The following is a 23,226-nucleotide window of genomic DNA, read 5'->3' on the forward strand; positions in this document are numbered from 1 at the left end:
AACCACCCCGCACTTCTCATCAATCGAAAAGGTCGAGGTGGTGATTGTACGCTTAAAACTTAACCGCGTTCCGGATAAAGCGGGAAACGACCTGTCAAGGCCAGGACCTGCTTGTGGGCACTTGTCAGTGTTTCTTGATCTTCCGGATTTTTCAGAACAAGTTCGATCAGTTCTGCAATTTGTTTCATCTCGGATTCTTTGAATCCACGCGACGTCATTGCCGCTGTTCCAATCCGGATCCCACTCGTGACGAACGGGCTCGCCGGATCAAACGGAATCGTGTTTTTGTTGACCGTGATACCGGCTTCGTCCAGCGCATGCTCTGCCAGCTTGCCCGTGATACCAAGCGGTTGGAGATCAACGAGCAGCAGGTGGTTGTCCGTACCGCCGGAGACGATCCGTAATCCACGTGCCGTCAACTCTTCGCCGAGGACTTTTGCGTTGGCCACGACTTGCTCGATGTACTCCTTGAATTCAGGTGCTAATGCTTCCGCAAAGGCAACGGCTTTCGCTGCGATGACGTGCATGAGCGGTCCGCCTTGGATTCCCGGGAAAATCGATTTATCGATGGCTTTCGCATGTTCTTCCTTACAAAGAATCATTCCGCCGCGTGGTCCGCGAAGTGTCTTGTGCGTCGTCGTCGTCACAAAGTGTGCATGTTCGACCGGATTCGGATGGAGGCCGGCTGCGACGAGTCCCGCGATGTGCGCCATGTCGACCATCAGGTAGGCACCGACACTGTCCGCGATTTCGCGGAATCGTTTGAAATCAATCACGCGCGGATAAGCCGATGCTCCCGCAACGATCAGTTTTGGTTTGTGTTCTTCCGCAAGCTTCGCGACGACATCGTAATCGATCATCTCTGTTTCTGGATCGACGCCGTACTCGACGAAGTTGTATTGAACACCGGAGAAATTCACAGGACTGCCGTGTGTCAGATGACCACCATGGGAGAGGTTCATCCCGAGGACCGTATCGCCTTGATCGAGAATCGTGAAGTAGACGGCCATGTTGGCCTGTGCACCTGAGTGCGGCTGGACATTAACGTGCTCTGCTCCAAAGATGGCCTTCGCACGGTCACGTGCCAGGTTTTCCGCTAAATCGACGAACTCACAACCGCCGTAATAACGACGACCCGGGTACCCTTCTGCGTATTTGTTCGTCAGCACGCTGCCTTGAGCTTCCATGACCGCTTGTGAGACAAAGTTTTCTGACGCAATCAACTCGATATTATCGCGTTGACGTCCTAGTTCCTTGCGCATAGCCGAAAAGAGTTCCTCATCTTGCTGTTTCAGATACGTTAGTGGTGTTTGTTCCATCTGAATTCCCCCATTCATTTCGATAAACCTATCTTAACACGAATAATCGCTTGCGGGCACCCTCTAAAAATCCATTAAAAAAGCAAGGGGAGTGCAACCCCTTGCGCAAATCATTCGTATTTAGCGCGTGCGCCACCAATCAGTTTTGGTCGTGTGACGGCTGCCGTCACATGCGCCTCACCGATTTCACGGTGCGGCAGACGGATCGGAATCGCCACATGTTTCAAATGCATCCCGATGAACGTGTCTCCGATATCGATGCCGGCATCGGCCTGAATCGCTTCAACGACGACCGGTGCCGAAAAACGTTGGTAGGCGACACTTGCCATCGAACCGCCCGCTTCCGGAACCGGAACGACTGTCACCGCTTCAAGTCCAAGCCGTTCGACGATCTGCCGTTCCAGCGTCAAAGCACGGTTGATGTGCTCACAGCCTTGAAACGCCAGATCGACCTGATGCGAACGGCGGAACGTATCAAAGACATCGAACAACGCTTCTGCGACTTCGGGTGAACCCGCTTTTCCGATTTGTTTCCCGATGACTTCACTTGTCGAACAGCCGATGACAAGTAACTTCCCTTTCAACGGGAAACGTTCGTTCAGTTCCGTCAACGAGGCTTCGAGATCCTGTTTGATTTGTTCCAAATCCATTTACTTCACCTCATAATCTGAGATTTTGCAGACACGGTTTTCATGACGTCCGCCTTCGAATTCCGTCTCGAGCCAGATTTTCGCGATGTCACGCGCAAGGCCCGGTCCGATGACACGTTCGCCCATCGTCAGGATATTCGAGTTGTTATGCTGACGTGTCGCTTTTGCGCTGAACGTGTCATGGACAAGCGCCGCGCGGATACCTTTGACTTTGTTCGCAGCGATGCCGATTCCGATTCCGGTTCCGCAAATTAAAATCCCGCGGTCGAATTCACCGTTCGCAACTGCTTCCGCGACCGGAATCGCGACGTCCGGATAATCAATTGATTCGGATGAATACGTGCCGAAGTCCGTATAATCAATTCCGAGCTCCTGTAAGAGTTCATTCAGTTCTGCTTTTAACTTAAAACCACCATGGTCTGCTCCAATTGCTACTTTCATCGTTACTATTCCCCCGTTTGTTTAGGTTGTTTTTTCGGAAGTTTCCGGTTGTCCGGTGCTTTTCTTCCGTTTCCGTTCTGCGTCAATTTTAACACAAGACGGTTGACGAGGGGTTCGAGTTCATTTCGGACCTGCCGGTAGACGTTCATCGATCCGCCGTACGGATCATTGATATCCCGTTCAAGGCCGGTCACATACTCGTACAGCGTAAACGTCCGGTCTTTCAGTTCCGGGTACCGTTCGCCGACTTCCTGTTTATGACTGCGTGTCATCGTCAAGATGATATCCGACCAACGCCCGAGGACGTCGTCAAAGACTTGCGTATAGTGCTCGAGTTCGATTCCGCGCTCCCGTAAGACCTGTAAGGCGTTTTCGGAAGCATCAAACCCTTGCATCGAACGCAGACCGGCAGAGCGGACATCGAATTCTTGATCGGCCACTTTTGAGCGTAATAATGCCATTGCCATCGGGCTGCGGCATGTGTTTCCTGTACAGATAAACAATACACGACGTGTGCTCATCTCAGTATCCTCCTTCTTTACGGGCGAATGATCCGACCACCTGCTGCCTTGTGGAGCCGATTCCGGACTGCTAGCCCAACCCCTTCTTCTGATAGGTCCCGTACAAAAATCTGATCTACTGTCGTCTGATCAAATCGCCGTAAACAATCGTAAAGACGCTGCGCAGCTGTTTCCATCGTTGTTCCTAGGAAACAACGGACATCGGCTTCGATGTCTTCTCCGTCAAAGAGAATGACGCCTGTCTTTTGTCCATTTTGGCGTGCTTCATCGATGAGTTGCTGCAGGAATGAGAGGTCACCCGCGACAACGGATAAAGTGGCTTCCGGTGCATAATGCGTGTACTTCATCCCTGGTGCCTTCGGTGTCTGATCCTTCATCGATAAGGCAGGATCAAGTGCCGTGTTCCCGATGACAGATTCGATCTGTTCCCGCGTCACACCGCCCGGTCGTAAAATCACCGGTGGATTCGTGGTACAGTCGATGACCGTCGATTCCACACCAATTCCGGTCTCCCCGCCATCGACGATTGCGGCGATGCGGCCCGAGAGGTCATGTGCGACGTGCGCAGATGACGTCGGTGAGGGTTTTCCGGAACGGTTGGCACTTGGTGCTGCTAGACCCAGTCCGGTCGCTTCAATCAACTGAAGCGCCAGCGGATGGTCCGGCATCCGTAATCCGATCGTATCCAGTCCTGCGGTGACGAGTGAGGATGCACGCCCGTTTGATTCTAAAATGATCGTCAAGGCACCCGGCCAAAACGTATCCATCAATTGCGCCGCGACATCCGGAATATGAGTGACGAACTGCTTTGCCTGTTCGACGGATGCGACATGGACAATCAACGGATTGTCGGAAGGTCGACCCTTCGCGGCGAAAATTCGCCGAACGGCCGTTTCGCTCGTCGCATCTCCCGCAAGACCATAGACGGTCTCCGTCGGAATCGCGACGACCTCACCTTCCTGTAATAGTCGTACCGCTTCCTTTAATGTCTCCTGCTGAATCATTTCCGTCTTCACTCTGGACAATCCTTTCGTTCCGCATACACGATACGGTCTTTACCGTTTATATCTTTTAAAATACCCGTTTCTACAGTTGGATAACGTTTTTTTAACATCATTTGCACTTCTTGTCCCTGATTGTGTCCGATTTCGAACGCAATCAGACGAAAATCATCGCGTAAGACACGTGCGCTATCTTCAAGCAGGCGGCGGTAGAATACAAGTCCGTCTTTCCCGCCAAATAAAGCAAGGTGCGGTTCATGATCAAACACGACGTCACTGAGCAATTCATCTTCTTCAATATAAGGGGGATTCGAGACCAGCACCCGGACCGAATGGTCAGCAAGCGGTGCCAGTAAGTCACCTTCCAAAAAGGTGACCTCTCCTCCAAGCGTCTGTTGATTTTCCTTTGCCACCGCAATGGCTTCCGGTGAAATATCGACCGTCGTGACCGGTTGTCCGAGTTCAAGCGCAAGCGTCAGACAAATTGCGCCGCTGCCGGTGCCGATATCGACGATTTCCCCCGGTTGGAACGTTTCGCCCTGCAGGCGTCCCGTCACGAATTCAATCAATTCCTCCGTCTCCGGGCGCGGAATGAGAACGGCCGGTGACACACGGAAATTTCGTCCGTAAAACGGTTGATATCCGATCAAATGCTGAACCGGGACACCATTTAAATGCGCCAATAAATATTCACTGAACAACAGGTCCTGTTCCGGCTCGAGTTCGTCCGACAGGCGGATCAATAATCCGGTCCGGTCGACCTGTAAAACGTGCATAAGTAACCATTCGGCACTCGAGGCCTCGCGTCCTGCCGTCACGAGCACCGTTTGTGCTTGATTGAGACGTTTTGCGATCCGCATCAGTTCGCCGCCTCCGATGCTCGGGCCTGATACTCCATCACAAGGGTATCGATGACTTCATCCATCTCGCCCTGGAGAATCCGGTCGAGTTTTTGAATCGTCAGACCGATCCGGTGATCGGTGACACGGTTTTGGGCGAAGTTATACGTCCGGATTCGTTCCGACCGGTCACCCGTGCCGACCGCCGATTTCCGTTTTTCATCGTACTCGGCCTGCTGCTCGCGTTGAATCTTGTCGTAAACACGGGCCCGTAATACCTTCATCGCTTTTTCTTTATTTTTGATTTGTGACTTCTCATCCTGACAGCTGGCGACGATGCCGGTCGGGACGTGCGTTACGCGAACCGCCGACTGGGTCGTATTGACCGATTGCCCGCCCGGTCCGCTCGATGTGAATGTATCGACACGGACATCCTTGTCATGAATCTCGACCTCGACATCTTCCGCTTCCGGCAAGACGGCGACGGTCGCCGTTGACGTATGAATCCGTCCGCCTGACTCCGTTGACGGAACACGCTGGACGCGGTGCGCGCCATTCTCGTATTTCAGTTTCGAGTAGGCTCCCGTTCCTTTGACGATGAAGATGATTTCCTTGTAGCCGCCGAGCTCCGTATAACTGGCATCGATGATCTCGATTTTCCAGTTCTGTTTTTCGGCAAACTTCGAGTACATCTTAAAGAGGTCACCGGCAAATAACGCCGCTTCGTCGCCGCCTGCCGCGCCGCGGATTTCGACGATGACGTTTTTGTCGTCGTTCGGATCTTTCGGCAGGAGCAGCGCTTTCAGCTTCGTCTCGAGTTCCTTGATCTCCGGTTCCAGCACGGCGACTTCTTCTTTGGCAAGATCGCGCATCTCCGGGTCGGTCAGCATCTGACGCGCTTCCTGATACGCCTCCATCTTGTCGCGGTAGACACGGTACACTTCGACAGTCGGTGCCAGTTGCGACTGCTCCTTCGACACCTCACGCAATTGATTCGTATCTTTAATGATGGCTGGATCCGCCAGCAGGTCATTTAATTTTTCGTAGCGGTCCTCTAACGCACTTAATCGCTCTAACATTTTCGGTCATCCTTCCTGATGATTCTTCTGTCGTCAGTATAGCAAATATTTAAAGATACGTTACGCTGAAGAAACATTTCTTCCTTTTAGAAGTGTTCCTTCTTAATTCCTCACCTATTGACGGACTGGATAGAATTCCCTATAATTAGTGTACTAATTGAATTAATACACTTAAGGAGGTCATCGAATGTTTACGGTTGACCCTAAAAGTTCGTTGCCGATTTATGAGCAGCTGGTCGCCCAAATCATCCGTGCGATTGCCCGTGGATTGCTTCGGTCCGGCGAACAGATGCCGTCCGTCCGCGAACTGGCGAGCACGTTACTCGTCAATCCGAATACCGTTTCCCGTGCCTATCAGGAACTCGAAAGTCAGAACTTCATCGTCACGATGCGCGGCAAAGGGTCGTTCATTTCCGACCTGCCGATTGAACGGGTCAAACAGGCGGCGATTCAGCCGCATGTGCAGACACTGTGCGCTGTAGCCGATGAATTATCGATATCCAATGCAGATCTGTATCAACTACTTATTCAAACAAGGGAGGATTCATCATGTTGACCGTGTCTCACCTGACCAAACAGATTGATTCCAAAATGATTTACGAAAATGCCTCGTTCACGTTACCGGCCGGAACAATCACGGCACTGATCGGACGAAACGGTGCCGGGAAGACGACATTAATGAAGACACTCGTCGGAGCACTGGAGCCGTCGCGCGGAAAAGTCGAATGGAACCAACAGTCGATCCATCACGTTCCGGCAGCCCGGCAGCATCTGTTTTTAGTCCCGGATTCACTCGGGGTCTACCGCCAGATGACACTCGGAGAACTGATCGGCTTTTATAATGCCTTTTATCCGAATTTTGAACGGACCTTCATCGAAAACTACTGCCGGTCCTTGAACCTCGATCGCGGACGGCGTGTCGCTTCGCTCTCGAAAGGTCAGGCCCAACTGTTTTTACTGCAGCTGGCGTTCGCGACGAATGCACCGGTCCTGCTGCTTGACGAACCGACGGACGGACTGGACCGGATCAATAAACGGAATTACTTAAAACAGCTCGTGACCCTGCTTGCTGAACGTCAAACCGCCGTCCTGATCGCGTCCCACCAGTTGGAGGAACTCGATTCACTGGCCGACCGGATCATGACGATCGAACAACACCTCGTCAAAGAACCGCAAACACTCGAAGATGCAAAATCGAGCATGCAGAAATGGCAGCTCGCCTACGAGACGGTCCCGGATTTCCAACATCATGACGTCCACGTCTTATCGCAGACCGGTCGGGTCGTCACGCTGATCGTCCGCTCAGAAGCTGGTGCTGCCTACGTCGATAACACGAATCCGTTACTAAAGGATGCATTACCTGTCCAACTCGAAGATTACTTTTTAGGAACGTTCGGAGGCGATCAACATGTATAAACAACTGATCCGTTATCATATCAAGCAAGGCATCTGGCCACTCGCATCCCTTTTCCTGCTCGCCGTCTTCAGTTACGGCTTCGGCAGTTATACGGTCATCGATAACTTCGGTACATACGGCGGCGCAGAAACCGAAATCATCCAGTCTGTACTCGTTAGTCCGAGTTTTGCCGGGTTCGGTGCGATTTTGATGGCTGTCTTCGCGATTTTAATCCTCGGCAAAGAACGGGGAAGCGGCCGGAGTTTAATGCTCCATGCGCTGCCGGTCAATAAAAAAACGCTCTACTGGATCAAGTGGGGTCTTGGTGTCGCGGTCCTGCTGATTCTGCCGATCATCGGTTTCTTCTTCAGCTGGCTGATTTTACAAGGACTCGGCGGCATTCATCCTTTTGACTATGTCAGCTTGTCCGGCCTGGCACTCGACTTCGTGTCCTATTTCCTGTTCGACCTCGTCGTCTTCAGCATCTTTTTACTCGCGGGAACGATTGCCGGTGATGTCATCGGTCAGTTGCTGCTCGGTCTGTTCTTCTTGTTTTTAAACTACTTGACCTTTTTTGCGGTCGTTGCCATCACGACGCTTGGTTTCGGCCTTGCAGAAGAGCAGGATTCGTCATTCGATTTCCTGACGACGATAGCTTCTCCGTTTACCTTGTTGTTCCAAGAAGAACAGTTAACCAGTGCGCTCGTATTCAACTTCGTCTTGCTTGTCGTCGTGGTCAGCTTCGGCAGTCTGCTTTATGTCCGAAGCGAAAACGAACGTCTTGGTCGTTTCACGGTTTTTCCGAAGATTCATCCGCTGTTGATCATCGTGTTTTCTGTCTATACGACTGTTTTACTCGCTGCCATCATCGGTATCATCTCGTCTGAAAATCAATTTCTCTACTGGCTTGCCGTCGCGATTCTCGCTTGGCCCGCTTTCAGTTCATATCGTCGGATGATTGGGTGGAAACGTTAATTCCGTGCTACACTATCCCCAATACTTGTGAAAAAGGACGGAATCGATCATGCCCAAATATCTTCAGATTTATCAACAATTGGTCGACCGGATCCAGGACGGAACGTTACCGACCGAAACAAAACTCCCTTCCGAAACGGAATTAATGCAGGAATTCGGTGCCAGTCGCGGGACGGTCCGAAAGGCGATTGATGCCTTACAGGACAAAGGCTTCGTCCGCAAACACCAGGGCAAAGGCGTCTTCGTCCTCAGCCAGGACGCGATTGCCTTTCAGTTCAACGGCATCGTCAGCTTTTCGGAAGCCAACCGGCAAATGACTGGACATGATGTCAAGACGGAGGTCATCTCCTGCGACCTGATCGAAGCGACCGAGGAAATGGCACAGTTGTTTCATGTCACACCCGGCACATCACTAACACAGGTCAAACGGGTTCGGACGATTGACGGGGAACGGGTCATCTTTGATATCAACCTGTTCGTGACGTCCCTCGTCCCCGGTCTGACGAAAGAAATTGCCGGCGCATCGATCTATGCATACATCGAACAGACTCTCGGACGGCAGATCAGCTATGCCAAACGAAAAATCGAAGCCCAACCCGCGACGGCAGAAGATCAGCAGTATCTTGACCTCGAAGGCACCTCCCACGTCATCGTCATTACGAATGACACGTATTTTTACGAGGGACAGCATTTCGAACGGACGCAGTCGCGTCACCGGCTGGATAAGTTCCAATTCACCGATATCGCACGCCGCTGAGCAAAAAAACGAACACACATTTAAACAGAACTATGGGAGAGCGGATTTAAATTCCGTTCTCTCTTTTTTTAAGGAATCATTCACTCTTTCATTTGAATGTTATATTATAGAAAAAAGAAGTCAAATTTTAGGCAGTTTCATATATTTTTCAACTGGAGGTTTTACCTTTGCCATTTAAGAAAGGATTACATACTTTACTAAAACGTGGGCAGGATGTCTCCGTCATCGACGAACATTTCATGGAAAACCATCCAGATGCGATTTTTACCCTTGACCCGACCGGACGTGTGACACGTCTGAACGATAAAACCTCTTTGCTGCTCGGATATACAGGACGCGATTTAATGAACCATTTCAGTTTTTTTGTTCATCCGGAGGACCAAGAGACGACGCTGCAACATTTTCAGAAAGTCATGTCCGGGAGCAGTGAGACCTATGCGATCCGCGTTCGTCACGTCAACGGACAGTATCTTGAGATGCAAATCGTCAACATCCCGATTTTTTCAAACAACTTGATTGTCGGGGCCTACGGAATCATTCGTGACTTGACGACAAGCCGCGTCATGAAACAACAGATGGATGCGATTCAGTTCGATCAACAATTGGTCGAAACGCTTCCCGGTATCGCCATTGCCGCTTTTAATGAAGACGGCTGTTTGTTACGTGCGTCCGATTCATTCGCCGAACTGTTTAGTGTTTCACCGGACCAGATTAAGACGTTGTCCAAACAGGAACTGTTTCAACGGATCGATCCTGCACATCAGCAGGAATTCCGGGAATTTCTCGATTTGCTGAAAGCCAACCGTCTTCTTCCTTCGCTCGATATCGAAACCCGTGTCATCCATCCGCAACACGGATTTCAGGATGTCTTTTGCCGGTGCGCCTTCCGCCGGACCGGCGCGAACGAACAGGCGGAGCTGACATGCGTCATCTATAACTTGTCCGAGCATAAATTGCTTGATAAACAACTTCATGATGAAAAGGAAAAGTTGCTGACGTTCCAACAAGTCTCGACCAGTGCCATCTACCGTTACGATTTCACGGAAAAGACAATCATTTTTCATACACGCGGCTTCGAGAAGATTTTTTCCGGCATCCTTCATCACTATGAAGGCACGGAAGGAACCTGGGAAACGGATTTGATTTTGGAAGAAGACCGTTCGAAAGTCGAAGCGAGTCATCAGCGTATCCTCGCCAACCATGAAATTGAACTTTCGTACCGGATTCAACACGACGGAATATTGTACTGGGTGTTAGAAAACCGGACGCCGATCTGCAACACAGACGGTATCGTCTCCGCCTTTCAAAGTGTCATTCAGGACATCACCCGGTTAAAACAGCAGGAAGAGAAAATCTTTCAGCTGGCCATGCATGACCGCGTGACGGGGCTGCCGAACCGGACACTGGTTCTCGAGAAAATCGGACAATGGATTAAGACATATCCGACATTCAGCGTGTTGACGGTCAGCTATAACACGCTTCAAGACATCAATCATGATTTCGGTTATGCAATCGGGGATAAGTGGTTGTCGAAAACGGCGACTCAACTCTTGCATCAACTTCCTGGCGCTTCTTACTTCGGACATCTGTACGGTGACGAATACATCGTCCTGTTCCCGAACGTCGTCGAAGAATGTTCGATCAACAAGATTTGTGAACAATTGATTGAACTGTCCAAACAAAAGATCGTCATCGATTCCTATGAATGGTACCCGTCAATCGGCATCGGTGTGAGCCGTTTTCCGGAAGATGCGGATTCGGCGGAAGACCTTGTCAAAACAGCGAGCATCGCTCTCGGTCGGGCCCGTGTGAATGAATACAGCGTCTATTCCTCGACGTTCAATATCGAGACTTACCGGCGTCATCAGCTTCAAAAAAGTATCCGGACAGCTATCCGCCGGAATGAACTGTTCCTCGAGTACCAGCCGAAGGTTAACGCCTGGTCCGGAACGATCGTCGGAGCCGAGGCATTGATCCGCTGGCAACATCCGGACTGGGGCCGGATTCCGCCAAACGATTTCATCCCGTTGTCCGAGGAAAGCGAGATGCATATCCTGATCGCCGACTGGGTGCTCGAAGAAACATGCCGGAACATCAACCAATGGATTCTTGCCGACTTACCGATCGTTCCGGTCTCGATCAATGTTTCTCCCAAACGTCTGATTCACGGAAACTTTGCCGAGACCTGCCAGGAGACACTCCAACGCTTCGGTGTTTCCCCAAGCATGCTTGAAATCGAGATTCTCGAGACCGATGTCCTGTTTGATAACAGTAAAATTCAACAGTCGCTTCAGATGCTCAGCCAAATGGGGATCAAGATCGCCCTCGATGACTTCGGAAAAGGATACTCGTCAATTTCTTACCTGCAACAGTATCCAATCGACACGATTAAGATTGACCGGCAGTTCGCGACGACGTTGGTCCAAGATAAAAAAACGCAATCCGTCGTCCGGAGTGTCCTCTTCATGGCCAAGGAATTCGGAATGGATGTCGTCGCAGAAGGCGTCGAGACGATGGGACAACTTCACTTCCTACGGGGACTCGAATGTACAACTATTCAAGGCTACCTGTTCAGTAAACCCCTGCCAAAAGCAGATTTCGAACAGGCGATGCGTAGGCGGCAAATTGCAGCGACGGAAGCGATGACTTCTCCGATCAGCACCCGGACAATCGATGCTTCGATTACGATTCAACGGTTGAACGGACAGGATATCCACGTCGGTCGAACAAATATCGCAGTCTCCAAAGGGACCATGCATAGTGTCTCCTTCTATTCCCCGCTACATCTGCCTGTTCATGAAGGGATTGAACTCGTTTTGATTTTGAAGCAACAGCCGATTCCGGTCCGACCGCTTCAGGCGATCGAACTGGATAACGGTCAGATCGAATATGAATGTCAGTACTTGGATGTGAAGCAGTCCCACTTCGTCTTTGAGGCGCTGCAATCTTCCTGAATAGACTGTTGCCGACAATCTGACTGTTACTATATAAACCGATACAATCAAAAAAGACCGGCTTTCGAGTCGGTCTTTTTTAATTGAATTCAAGCGCCTCCAAACTTATATAGATAAGTTGTTGACTTAACTTATATAGATAAGTTAAGATGAGTGTGCGCATATAAGAAAACGTTTTCATTTCAAAATGAGTCTTCAGTTCAATCCCAAAGGAGAATGTGAGATGAAATCCAACTATCGGCAAATTGCAGAACAAATCATCGAACGAATCGGTGGCAAAGATAACGTCGAGCAGGCCGCCCACTGTGTCACCCGCCTCCGCTTGACATTAAAAGATCAAAGTCTGGTCGAGCAGGAAGCATTACTCGAAGTCCCGCTCGTCAAAGGAGCCTTCTTGAATGCAGGTGTCTATCAGATTGTCATCGGTGCCGGCGACGTTGATCGTGTCTACGCCGAGTTCATTCAATTGACCGGTTTACAGGCGACGACCATCGCTGACGTCAAATCGTCCGGTGCTTCGAAAATGAATCCGTTCCAAAAATTGATCAAAGTCTTTTCTGATGTCTTCATGCCGATCATCCCGGCCATCATCGTCGCCGGACTGTTAATGGGAATTAACAATCTTTTCGGCATCGAGTTTGGCGGCAAGACGATGATCGAACGGTATCCGAACCTGCAGGGCTTATGGGATCTCATCAACATGATGGCGAACACAGCCTTCGTCTTCCTGCCGGCCCTGGTCGGCTGGTCCGCTACGAAACGCTTTGGTGGCAGTGAAATCCTCGGGATTGTCATGGGACTGATGCTCGTCCATCCGGATCTTCTCAATGCCTGGAATTATGGACAAAGTGCCCTCAAAGGCGACATTCCGACATTCAATATCCTCGGCTTATTCGAAATCGAAAAAGTCGGCTATCAAGGACAGATTTTACCTGTCCTCGCTGCCGCTTACGTCTTAAGTACAATCGAACGTTGGTTGAAAAATCGTGTTCCAAATGCGATTCAACTCCTTGTCGTTCCGATTACGACGATTACGTTAACAGGTTTTCTTGCCCTTGCCGTCATCGGTCCGGTCACGCGCCAAATCGGGGACTGGATTACGATCGGCGTCGTTAATACATTTGAAGCTGTTCCATTGCTCGGCGCTCTATTGTTTGGTGCGCTTTACGCCCCACTCGTCATTACGGGGATGCACCATATGTTCATCGCGGTCGATCTGCAATTGATCGGTCAAAGCGGGACAACATTCATCTGGCCGATGATTGCGATTTCGAATATCGCCCAAGGATCAGCGACACTTGCGATGTTGTTCCTTGCGAAAAACGTCAACGATAAAAACATGGCATCAACTTCTGCCATCTCGGCTTACTTCGGGATTACGGAACCTGCCATGTTCGGGGTCAATCTCCGGTTCAAGTATCCGTTTTATGCGGCACTTGTCGGATCCGCGATTGCTTCCTCGTTCATCGCAGTCAGCGGTGTACTCGCACCGGCGATCGGTGTCGGTGGTCTTCCGGCGTTCATCTCGATTGTTCCGGGATCGATTCTGTCGTTCATCATCGGAATGGTTATCGCGATCATCGTTCCGATCGTCTGTACGTTCCTGTTCCATTATGTCTCGACCAAACGTGCCCGCAAAGCGGCACTCAAAGAGGCAGCTTAAGTTTTAGAAAGGTGTGACCTGATATGACCCTTACGACAACCGACTGGCGTAAATCCGCCGTCTATCAAATCTATCCAAAAAGTTTTTACAGTCCGGAAGGCAAACCGACCGGCACTTTACGCGGCGTGACCGCAAAACTCGATTACTTGGCGGAGCTCGGCGTCAATTATCTTTGGCTGACGCCGGTCTACGCGTCACCACAGCGCGACAACGGCTATGACGTCAGTGACTATTATGCGATTGATCCGTCTTACGGCACGATGACAGACTTCGATCAATTGATTGCGGAAGCCGGTAAACGCCAGTTATCCGTCATGATGGATATCGTCGTCAATCACTGTTCGACCGATCACGAGTGGTTCCGGCAAGGACAACATCCGGACAGCCCCTACCACGACTACTTCATCTGGCGGGACGAACCGACGGATTGGGTATCGAAATTCGGCGGACCTGCCTGGTCGTTTGACGAGGTGGCCGGCAAGTATTACCTGCATCTGTTTGACGAAACTCAGGCCGATCTCAACTGGGAAAACCCGGCACTCCGGGAAGCTGTCTATCAGATGATGTGCTTCTGGCGTGATAAAGGTGTCCGCGGTTTCCGGCTCGATGTCATCAACTTGATTTCAAAAGACGACAGTTTCGCCAATGACCCGACCGGTGACGGACGGAAACACTACACGGACGGTCCACGTGTCCATGACTATCTGCAGGAGATGAATCAACGCGTCTTTGCCGGTCATGATTTAATGACCGTCGGCGAGATGTCGTCGACGACACTCGATCATTGCCTCCGTTATTCGAATCTGAATGAGCAGGAGCTGAAGATGACGTTCAACTTCCATCATCTGAAAGTCGATTATCCGAACGGGGAGAAATGGACGGCGGCGCCGTTCGATTTCCTGGAACTGAAACGGATTATCTCCGACTGGCAGGTCGGAATGCAGGGAAATGCCTGGAATGCGATTTTCTGGTGTAATCATGATCAGCCCCGTGTCGTCAGCCGGTTTGGGGACGATACGGTTTACCGGGTCGAAAGTGCGAAGATGCTCGCGACGACGTTGCACGGTTTGCAAGGAACACCGTACATCTATCAGGGCGAGGAAATCGGTACACCGAATCCGGACTTCACGGATCTGACCGATTACCGGGATGTCGAGACACTGAACGCGTATACCGAAAAAGCGGCGCTTAGGGAGACGGAAGCAGACATTTTGGCAGCCATCCGTCAGAAATCCCGCGATAATGCCCGGACACCGATGCAGTGGGACGCTTCACCGCACGCCGGTTTCTCGACAGCGACACCGTGGATTCCGGTTCCTGAAAACCATACCTCGATCAATGTCGAAGCGGCTCTCGCCGACCCGGACTCGGTCTTCTATCATTACAAGCAGCTGATTCACCTGCGCAAACAGTATGACGTCTTGACGAACGGAAGTTACCGGCTTCTGACACCGGACGATCTCTCGCTTTGGGCGTACGAACGGGCGACCGACGACGAACAACTTCTCGTCCTGTCGAACTTTTACGGCACGGACCGTCCGTTCACGTTACCGGACGAGTGGCTCGACTATCAGGTATTGATTCAGAACTATCCGGAGGTTTCAGAGAAATCCGGACAGCTTATCTTACGGCCATACGAATCCGTCATGCTGTACCGGACGGTCTGACTACACAAAACCCCGCACTCTCAGTTGAGAATGCGGGGTTTTGTTTAGATGAAGTGATCTCTAGGACACGCGCCGGTTAGCTTCTTCCCGTTTCAGCTGTTCCCGGAACAACCTTGTTTCCGCAATGACGACGCCCGACAGACCAATCAAGCCGATCAAGTTCGGAATGGCCATCAGTCCGTTGAAGACGTCGGAAATCGCCCAGACCATGTTTAAGTTCGTCGTCATCGCCCCAAGTCCCGCGACGAGAACAAACAGAACCCGGTACGGTAAAATCGACTTTTGACCAAACAGGTAATAGATCGATTTTTCTCCGTAGTAGGACCATCCGAGGACGGTCGAGAAGGCGAACATGACAAGACCAATTGTCACGATATACTTCCCGGCCGGTCCAAGGAACACTTCAAAGCTGGCGGTCGTCAATTCGACCCCTTCGAGCTTTTTATCAAGTTGACCACCCATGACGAGCGTCAATCCGGTCATCGAACAGACGACAAGTGTATCAAGGAAAACCTGTGTCATCGAGACGAGTGCCTGCCGTCCCGGAAAATCCGTTTTCGCAGCAGCTGCTGCGATTGGTGCTGAACCGAGACCGGCTTCATTCGAGAAGACGCCACGTGCGACCCCGTAACGAATCGCGGCTCCGATCGCTCCGCCCGTGATTGCTTCATTCGAGAACGTACTGCTGAAGATTGTCGCGAGTGCTCCCGGAATCAGATCAAAGTTCATCACCATGATGAGGAGACCGCTTCCGACATAAAAGAAAATCATGAACGGCACAAAATAACTGACGACTCTGCCGATTGATTTGACCCCGCCGAGAATGACGACCCCCGTCGCCACCATCAAGACGATTCCGGTTACATACAACGGTACGTCAAACGTTGATTTCATCGCCAGCGCAACCGAGTTTGTCTGGACGCCGTTTCCGATTCCGAAGGCGGCGAGCGACGCGAACGCGGCAAACAGGACACCGAGCCATTTCTGTTTTAATCCCCGCTCGAGATAGTACATCGGTCCCCCGGCCATCTGTCCTTTCTCATCGACGACACGGTATTTGACGGCGAGAATCGCCTCGGCATACTTCGTCGCCATCCCGAACAATCCGGATAACCACATCCAGACGATCGCGCCCGGTCCTCCGAGGACGACGGCTGTCGCAACTCCGACGATGTTCCCCGTGCCGACCGTCGCTGCCAGTGCCGTCATTAAGGCTTGAAAATGGCTGATATCCCCTTCCGACGTATCGTCCTGGTGCTTCGAGAATGCCAGTTTCAAGGCATACGGAAGTTTGGTGATCTGAATGAATCCAAGTCGTATCGTCAAGTAAATCCCCGTACCGACCAAAAAGATGAGCAACGGCGGACCCCAGACGAAATCCGATACCGCGCCAATCCAATCACTGAACGATGTTCCCATTCCAATCCCCTCCTTCAATTTACTATGTACTTTTCTATTTTTTCAGAATTTACAGATTATTGTCAATGATTAATTTTTTATGCATACGATTGTCCATATTACATTATTGTATTTTTTACTGCTTAGTAAAAAGCAATCATCTATCCGGAGTAATCCGGGAGACGATTGCTTCTTTAGGTAAATCAGCTTTTTTATTGATTACCGCCCGGCAATTCCTGTGCATTTTTAGCTTCCATCGGCAATTTTATGGCTGGAATTTCATTAAATTTCGAGAACGTCGATTCATTTTTCATCGAAAAGTCCGTTTTCCCGTCAACCGCAAACTCCATCTCCATATCCATCGTTTTTGGATAGTAGGTTTTTGCATCGTAGGTCATCGAGTAGACCATCTTTTTATACTCAATTTGATCCATGACCTCTTTCATCTGATTAAATTGACCGGACTGTTCCAGTGAATCCTTCATAAACGCTTTCAACTGACCCCCTTTTAAATCCACATCCACCTGATAGACGTTACCGGTCTTTTTAACTGTCCAGCTGTCTTTATACTTTTTCAGTAATTGCAGGTTTTTATCTGTTGAGACGGTTGATTTCATCTGAGTCATCATCTCACCGAGTTGGGATGCATCCTGAACAAACCACTGATCATTTTGGGAGAGGTACAACTTATCATCGATGATATAACTTTCCACCTGAAGATCTTTTCCATCTTGCGGGTTTTTCATATTAACCGTCTGATGCATGGCGAGCGGTTCCTGAATCAGATCGACCGTTACCCTCTGATCGACCGTCATGTCGCCGACATCCGATGCCGTCGTTCCTTCCATCCGGAACGATTTAATGTCTTCTTGCGCATTCGATGCTTTTTTCAGCAACTCCGTATTCGAGAGCTGTTTCGACCCGTTTTCCCCTTGACCATCTTCTATCGTCTGGTCATTACATCCTGCCAGCCCAATTGTCGCCGTGAGGAGACCGACTGTCATCCACCTTGTCTTCTTCATCGTCATTCCTCCTTGAAATTGATTATCTTTATTTACGACTTATCACTGGAAAATGTTTCAAAACCATTTCTTATACTATTACCGTTCTGACTCTTTTTTACTCATCAAACTGAACGTCCCTTTGCCAAACGTAAAGTTTCTTTGATGATTCTTAACAAAACTTTACATCGGTCAAATGTGCGTTTTACACTCCAACGCTAGAGTTAGTCCTGTAGATCTGAACCGTACTCATTTTCCTGAAGGAGGAACCATTCATGACCTTGAAACGAATCATTCCTGTCCTAGCTTTATCGACCCTTTCCTTAAGCACGATGGTCTCGATGAACGATGCCGAAGCAAAAACGAAGCACGCGAAATCACCGGAAATCCGGAACGTCATCTTCCTGATCGGAGACGGGATGGGCGTCTCGTATACATCAGCCCATCGTTACTTAAAGAATGACCCTTCGACGCCACTGGCCGAAAAAACGGCGTTCGATCAGTATCTCGTCGGACAACAGATGACGTATCCGGAAGATCCGCAACAAAACGTCACGGACTCCGCTTCTGCCGCGACGGCGATGTCATCCGGCGTCAAAACATACAATGCGGCGATTGCGGTCGACAATGATAAATCGGAAGTTAAGACGGTTCTCGAAGCAGCGAAAGAACGCGGAAAATCCACAGGTCTCGTCGCAACATCGGAAATCACGCACGCAACGCCGGCTTCGTTCGGCGCACACGATGAGAACCGGAAAAATATGAATGCAATTGCCGACGATTACTTTAAGGAACGGGTCAACGGTAATCATAAGATTGATGTCCTCCTCGGTGGCGGAAAATCCAACTTCGTCCGACCGGACGTCGACTTGACGAAGTCGTTTAAAAAAGACGGCTACAGTTACGTCACGAATCTGGATCAACTGCAGACAGATCAAAACAAGCAGGTCCTCGGTCTGTTTGCAGACGGCGGACTGCCGAAGCGCATCGACCGTGAAAACACGGTTCCGTCCCTTGAGAAGATGACGAACTCCGCCATCAAACGTCTTGATTCCAACAAAAAAGGCTTTTTCCTGATGGTCGAAGGCAGTCAGATCGACTGGGCCGGTCATGACAATGACATCGTCGGAGCGATGAGCGAAATGGAAGACTTCGAACGCGCCTTTAAAGCGGCAATTGCTTTCGCGAAAAAAGACAAACATACACTCGTCGTCGCGACGGCCGATCATTCGACCGGCGGTTATTCAATCGGCGCGGACGGAATTTATAACTGGTTCGCCGAGCCTATCAAAGCGGCGAAAAAGACACCGGACTTCATGGCGGAAAAAATTATCAACGGAGCGGATGTCCGTCAGACGTTGACGACGTATATCGACCAAAAGAAACTTGCCTTGACGGAAGACGAAATCGGATCCGTCATTCGTGCAGCGGAGTCGCAGAAACTGCTTGATATCGATAATGCCATCGAAGCGATCTTTAATGAACGGTCACATACCGGCTGGACGACAGGCGGACATACCGGGGAGGATGTTCCGGTCTATGCCTTCGGTCCCGCGAAGGAACGATTCGCCGGACAAGTCGATAATACGGATCACGCCAAAATCATATTCGACTTGCTGAAGTCAAAGAAATAAGGAGTCTTTCATGAAACAATTAGTTGTTCTCCTGACGCTCGGAACGATTCTTTCCGGTTGCGGGAATCCGGTCCAAGAGGCAAAACAACCGGTGTCCCTTCCAAAACAGGAGCAGGTATCGATTGAAAAAACAGCCGCTTACGTCCCGAATCCGCAATTACCGGATGACCGGAAACTGACGAAAGTCGACGCATCAATTGCCGATGACAAAGGTGAATTGACATTAAAACAGTTTGTCCGTCCGGATGTAACACGTACGATCGGACCGATCAGGATGAAAGTCGAAGAAGTCAAAGTATTCCATGCCCGTCCGAGTTACGGGATGATTGACTTCTTTCACGGCTTCACCCATGACGAATCCTTTGATCTCGTCAAGACACGGGTAACGATTACGAATACGGGTAATGAGCCGGTCACATTTAATCCCGTCGCTCACTTTAAACTCGATACCAAGATCGAGAAGACGATCGAGGATGATATCTATCTTGAGTCGCTCGCTGCAACCTATGCTCCGGATGAAACACGGAGCGGAAACTTCGGATTCATCCTCGAACAACCGCTCTCCTACGTCGACTGGTTGACGAGTGACGTCCTGAGTACGAAACGTGATGTCCTTGGAAAAGGTTCGTCCCTTTCTTTGCGCTTATAATGCTAAAAGACCAAAAGACGATCCCTTCCTGTTTTACCGGAAAGGATCGTCTTCTTTTTTAGTAAAGAGCCGGGATTTGTTCTGCCGGCATCGGCCGGCCAAAGTAATACCCTTGCATCCGCGAGCATTCCAACCGGTTCAGGACGTTGACCTGTTCAAGTGTCTCGACACCTTCGGCGATGACTTCAAGATGAAGCGACTTCGCTAAGTGAATGATGGACGAAATCATCGAGTAACCGGTCGTTGCCGGCTGGATTTTTTCGACGAACTCACGCGGAATCTTTAATGTGTCGATCGGGAAATCCGCCAACCGCGATAAGGACGAATAACCGGTTCCGAAATCATCAATCGAAATCGTGAAGCCGAGGTCCTTCAGACGATTCATCGTCAAGACGGTCTCTTCGATGTCTTCAACGGCTGAGACTTCCGTGATTTCAAGATCAATCCGGGTCGGATCGACTTTTGTTTCTTCGACCAGCCGAATCAACGTCAGGACGAACGTCGGATGATGAAACTGTTGCATCGAAACATTGAGTCCGACTTTTAAGTTCAGACCGTCATCCTGCCACTGTTTTGCCTGTAAAAATCCTTCGCGCAAGACCCATTCCCCGAGCCGGATAATCATTCCGGCTTCTTCCGCCATCGGAATAAAATCGTTTGGTGTAATCATTCCGAGTTCCGGATGATTCCAGCGGATCAGTCCTTCAACGCCGACCATCTTGTACGTGACCGTATCGACTTGCGGCTGATAATGTAAAATCAACTGATTGGTTTCGATAGCAATCGGCAGCTCCGACTCGAGTCGCAAGCGGTAGGACGCTTTTTCGGCAATATCTTCAAAGAAGATAATAGATTTGCCGCCACCCGTTTTCGCCTGATACATCGCAAGATCGGCCTGCTTCAATAACGTCACGACATGTTTTTCCGACGTCCGCCGGCAGCTGACCGCTCCAATACTTGGATTGGAAATCAATTCGATTCCTTCAATCGCATACGTTCGTTTTAAATCATCCAGCAGACGGGCCGTACGGCATCTCGCCTGATCATCCGACGTGACATTCCGCAGGATGACAGTAAACTCGTCTCCTCCTTGCCGGGCAACGAGATCGTCCGGTTCGACGGCTTCTTGGAGGCGTTTTGCCACTTGAATCAGTAACTGATCCCCGACATGGTGACCAAACGAATCATTGACGAGTTTAAAGTCGTCGAGATCAATGAAACAGAGGACGATCGTCTCATCGGCTTGTTCCGTTTCGATTAAATGGTGCAACACTTCTTCAAAGTAAGTCCGGTTGATGGCACCGGTCAAATGATCATAATAGGCAAGCCGGCGAATCTTTAATTCATTTTCCCTAATTGTCGTGATATCCTGACCAATCCCGTACATTCCGACGAACCGGTCCCGGACGCGAATCGGAATGTTGGTTACGTTCAGCAACACATCCGGACCGCCGGATTTTTGGAAAATAGTTTCAAATTGCTGTGCTGTCGCCTTGTCTGTCGACGTCTGTTGCCATGTCGTGAACTGACGATACGTTTTACCGACTAACTCTTCCGCATGCTGCTCCGTTAATTTTTCAAAAGACGGATTCGCGCTCTCAATCCGTCCTTTCAGATCAAGGGAATAGACGGCATCCGGATGGTACGTGAACAACGACTTGTAGCGTTCTTCACTGACTTCCAGCTCATCCGCCTTTTCATGAATTTCCTGAATCAGTTCCTGGTGACTTAAAATCATCAGAATCTGGCGGACTAAAATCAGAAGAATCGTGACAGCACAACCAATCATCAACCCGTTTAAGGCTTCGTCCCGACGCGCATAGAAAGCCATCGTCAAAAACAGCAGAATAACCAGTAAATACGGTAAAAATAACTTTCCGACCTGCACTTTTATCCGTTGTTTCGACTGTCTGTCTTCTTTTGAATCTACCGGACTAACGATATGCCCCGAGACACCGACCATCAGTAATCCAAGGATGAATAACGGGTCAATCAACCGGATCGCATTGTCTCCACTGACGGTCGTCATATAGACAAATAACGTGTCCGCTCCAACCTGAAGTAACAGTCCGGCAAATAGAAACTGAAACAAGCGCCGCCGTTCGTACCACTCTTTTTTCTCGAACAGATAATAAATACTGATCATACAAAATAACAAAACGATGTCGCACAACGGATAAGCAAAGGCTAACATCACCTCGGCGTTCGATGCGAACGGTGTATCAAACAACGGCCGGATCAGGAAATACCAACTGTACGTGACCGCCACCGTCATGACGATGGCAATATCAAAAATAAAGCTGAGCAACCGATTTTTCGTAACGTGCCGGTGAATTAAATGAATGAAGGCGATTAAAAAGAAAACAGACTGCAAAACATAAAAAATATCTGATACACCGGGAAACGGTACGTCGACTTGCAGGATGTTTTCATAGGTCAACCAGATGATTTCCGCAATCAGATAACTGCCAATCCCGCAGGCCAGGTACAGAAAAAACCGCCCTTCCTGCTGATTCGGATCTCGTTGCGCCCGAACCAACAGGATGGTCGCGAACAGACAGCCGAAAATCGAGAATAAGTTACTTCCCCAAGACACCCATTCTGATTGCTGATTAAAAACAAGGAGCCAAATATAATATCCCGCAATGAATCCGACGATTCCAGGCAGATAATACGATTTATTCACACCACCCATGGATTGTTCCCTCCCTTTGCGAACAGTCTTTCTCTTTTGATTAGGGATGATGTCAGCGAAGTCCTGCGCCATCAAGAAAAAAGAGACCTGTTCCGTGAAGAAACAGGTCTCAAGACTCAGTTATCTCATTAAATGGTGCGCAGTAAGTTGGCCATTTCAATCGCAGAAACCGCCGCTTCATATCCTTTGTTACCGGCTTTTGTTCCCGCCCGTTCGACAGCCTGCTCGATCGAATCCGTCGTCAGAACACCAAAGATAATCGGCACGCCTGTTTCCCGTGAGGCGCCGGCGACCCCTTTCGCGACTTCGTTGCAAACATAATCATAATGTGATGTCGCGCCGCGGATGACGGCCCCGAGTGTGATGACAGCGTCATAGTTCCCGCTTTTCGCAAGCTTTTCCGCGACGAGTGGAATCTCGAACGCTCCCGGTACCCACGCCGTGTCGACAGCGTCCGCCGCGACGCCGTGGCGACGGAACGCATCGTTCGCTCCACCGACTAATTTTGATGTGATCAATTCATTGAATCGTGCTGCGACGATCGCGACGCGCAGTCCTTCACCTGTTAAAAATCCTTCGAATACCAT

20 protein-coding genes are annotated in these 23,226 nt (G+C 50.0%); 9 read left to right on the forward strand and 11 right to left on the reverse strand.

Translation table 11 applies throughout. The annotated features are described in order from the left end of the window. Positions 1 to 59: 59 nt before the first annotated feature. From KNP91_RS09520 to prfA, 7 genes are all read right to left on the reverse strand, one after another. A complete protein-coding gene (locus KNP91_RS09520) occupies positions 60 to 1,319 on the reverse strand; it encodes a serine hydroxymethyltransferase (RefSeq protein ID WP_214849872.1) in 1,260 nt (419 codons plus the stop codon). Between the two features lie 110 nt (positions 1,320 to 1,429). Further along, a complete protein-coding gene (locus KNP91_RS09525; RefSeq protein ID WP_214849875.1) occupies positions 1,430 to 1,969 on the reverse strand; it encodes a TIGR01440 family protein in 540 nt (179 codons plus the stop codon). Continuing rightward, positions 1,970 to 2,410 carry a ribose 5-phosphate isomerase B gene (gene rpiB / locus KNP91_RS09530; protein ID WP_012371559.1) on the reverse strand — a complete coding sequence of 147 codons (441 nt, stop codon included), beginning with the start codon at positions 2,408 to 2,410 and terminating at the stop codon, positions 1,970 to 1,972. It lies immediately after the preceding gene. A gap of 5 nt (positions 2,411 to 2,415) precedes the next feature. Further along, positions 2,416 to 2,931, reverse strand: coding sequence for a low molecular weight protein arginine phosphatase (locus KNP91_RS09535; protein ID WP_012371560.1), 516 nt, complete (start codon positions 2,929 to 2,931; stop codon positions 2,416 to 2,418). A gap of 17 nt (positions 2,932 to 2,948) precedes the next feature. Further along, complete coding sequence (locus KNP91_RS09540) at positions 2,949 to 3,947, reverse strand: L-threonylcarbamoyladenylate synthase (RefSeq protein WP_012371561.1); 999 nt, start codon at positions 3,945 to 3,947, stop codon at positions 2,949 to 2,951. Beyond that, on the reverse strand, positions 3,944 to 4,792 hold the full coding sequence (gene prmC / locus KNP91_RS09545; protein ID WP_214849877.1) for a peptide chain release factor N(5)-glutamine methyltransferase: 849 nt from the start codon (positions 4,790 to 4,792) through the stop codon (positions 3,944 to 3,946). Before prmC ends, KNP91_RS09540 begins: the two co-directional genes overlap by 4 nt. Further along, positions 4,792 to 5,850, reverse strand: coding sequence for a peptide chain release factor 1 (gene prfA / locus KNP91_RS09550; RefSeq protein WP_214765406.1), 1,059 nt, complete (start codon positions 5,848 to 5,850; stop codon positions 4,792 to 4,794). Before prfA ends, prmC begins: the two co-directional genes overlap by 1 nt. A 187-nt stretch (positions 5,851 to 6,037) precedes the next feature. Between prfA and KNP91_RS09555 the strand changes: the two genes are divergently transcribed. The 7 genes from KNP91_RS09555 to treC all read left to right on the forward strand — a co-directional run bounded on the left by KNP91_RS09555 (position 6,038) and on the right by treC (position 15,262). Next, positions 6,038 to 6,406 (forward strand): GntR family transcriptional regulator, encoded by a 369-nt coding sequence (locus tag KNP91_RS09555; protein WP_214765408.1) that lies wholly within the window; start codon positions 6,038 to 6,040, stop codon positions 6,404 to 6,406. Then, complete coding sequence (locus KNP91_RS09560; RefSeq protein ID WP_214849879.1) at positions 6,400 to 7,266, forward strand: ABC transporter ATP-binding protein; 867 nt, start codon at positions 6,400 to 6,402, stop codon at positions 7,264 to 7,266. Before KNP91_RS09555 ends, KNP91_RS09560 begins: the two co-directional genes overlap by 7 nt. Next, positions 7,259 to 8,221, forward strand: coding sequence for a hypothetical protein (locus KNP91_RS09565; RefSeq protein ID WP_214765412.1), 963 nt, complete (start codon positions 7,259 to 7,261; stop codon positions 8,219 to 8,221). The genes KNP91_RS09560 and KNP91_RS09565 overlap by 8 nt, the downstream gene beginning before the upstream one ends. Positions 8,222 to 8,267: 46 nt before the next feature. Then, a complete protein-coding gene (gene treR / locus KNP91_RS09570) occupies positions 8,268 to 8,978 on the forward strand; it encodes a trehalose operon repressor (protein ID WP_483297835.1) in 711 nt (236 codons plus the stop codon). 167 nt (positions 8,979 to 9,145) lie between these two features. Beyond that, a complete protein-coding gene (locus KNP91_RS09575) occupies positions 9,146 to 11,932 on the forward strand; it encodes a sensor domain-containing protein (RefSeq protein WP_214849884.1) in 2,787 nt (928 codons plus the stop codon). Positions 11,933 to 12,155: 223 nt separating this feature from the next. After that, positions 12,156 to 13,595: a PTS system trehalose-specific EIIBC component gene (gene treP / locus KNP91_RS09580; RefSeq protein WP_214849887.1), complete on the forward strand. Its 1,440-nt coding sequence runs from the start codon at positions 12,156 to 12,158 to the stop codon at positions 13,593 to 13,595. Between the two features lie 23 nt (positions 13,596 to 13,618). Further along, complete coding sequence (treC, locus tag KNP91_RS09585; protein ID WP_214849890.1) at positions 13,619 to 15,262, forward strand: alpha,alpha-phosphotrehalase; 1,644 nt, start codon at positions 13,619 to 13,621, stop codon at positions 15,260 to 15,262. A 60-nt stretch (positions 15,263 to 15,322) separates the two neighbouring features. On the opposite strand, the gene KNP91_RS09590 is transcribed toward treC, so the two are convergent. After that, a complete protein-coding gene (locus KNP91_RS09590) occupies positions 15,323 to 16,681 on the reverse strand; it encodes an alanine/glycine:cation symporter family protein (protein ID WP_012371572.1) in 1,359 nt (452 codons plus the stop codon). A gap of 191 nt (positions 16,682 to 16,872) precedes the next feature. Then, positions 16,873 to 17,682: a DUF6612 family protein gene (locus KNP91_RS09595; RefSeq protein WP_214849893.1), complete on the reverse strand. Its 810-nt coding sequence runs from the start codon at positions 17,680 to 17,682 to the stop codon at positions 16,873 to 16,875. Positions 17,683 to 17,993: 311 nt separating this feature from the next. Here KNP91_RS09595 and KNP91_RS09600 point away from each other — a divergent pair, with 311 nt between their 5' ends. Together KNP91_RS09600 and KNP91_RS09605 are read left to right on the forward strand one after the other, a co-directional pair. After that, a complete protein-coding gene (locus KNP91_RS09600; protein ID WP_376778101.1) occupies positions 17,994 to 19,295 on the forward strand; it encodes an alkaline phosphatase in 1,302 nt (433 codons plus the stop codon). Positions 19,296 to 19,305: 10 nt separating this feature from the next. Then, positions 19,306 to 19,944 (forward strand): DUF4352 domain-containing protein, encoded by a 639-nt coding sequence (locus KNP91_RS09605; RefSeq protein ID WP_012371575.1) that lies wholly within the window; start codon positions 19,306 to 19,308, stop codon positions 19,942 to 19,944. 58 nt (positions 19,945 to 20,002) lie between these two features. Here KNP91_RS09605 and KNP91_RS09610 read toward each other — a convergent pair whose 3' ends face one another. Continuing rightward, positions 20,003 to 22,639, reverse strand: a complete 2,637-nt coding sequence (locus KNP91_RS09610) for a putative bifunctional diguanylate cyclase/phosphodiesterase (protein ID WP_214765421.1) — start codon at positions 22,637 to 22,639, stop codon at positions 20,003 to 20,005. A 128-nt stretch (positions 22,640 to 22,767) separates the two neighbouring features. Further along, positions 22,768 to 23,226 carry a 6,7-dimethyl-8-ribityllumazine synthase gene (ribH, locus tag KNP91_RS09615; RefSeq protein WP_012371577.1) on the reverse strand — a complete coding sequence of 153 codons (459 nt, stop codon included), beginning with the start codon at positions 23,224 to 23,226 and terminating at the stop codon, positions 22,768 to 22,770.

It is taken from the genome of Exiguobacterium sp. s138 (assembly GCF_018618775.1).
Classification (GTDB): Bacteria; Bacillota; Bacilli; order Exiguobacteriales; family Exiguobacteriaceae; genus Exiguobacterium_A; species Exiguobacterium_A artemiae.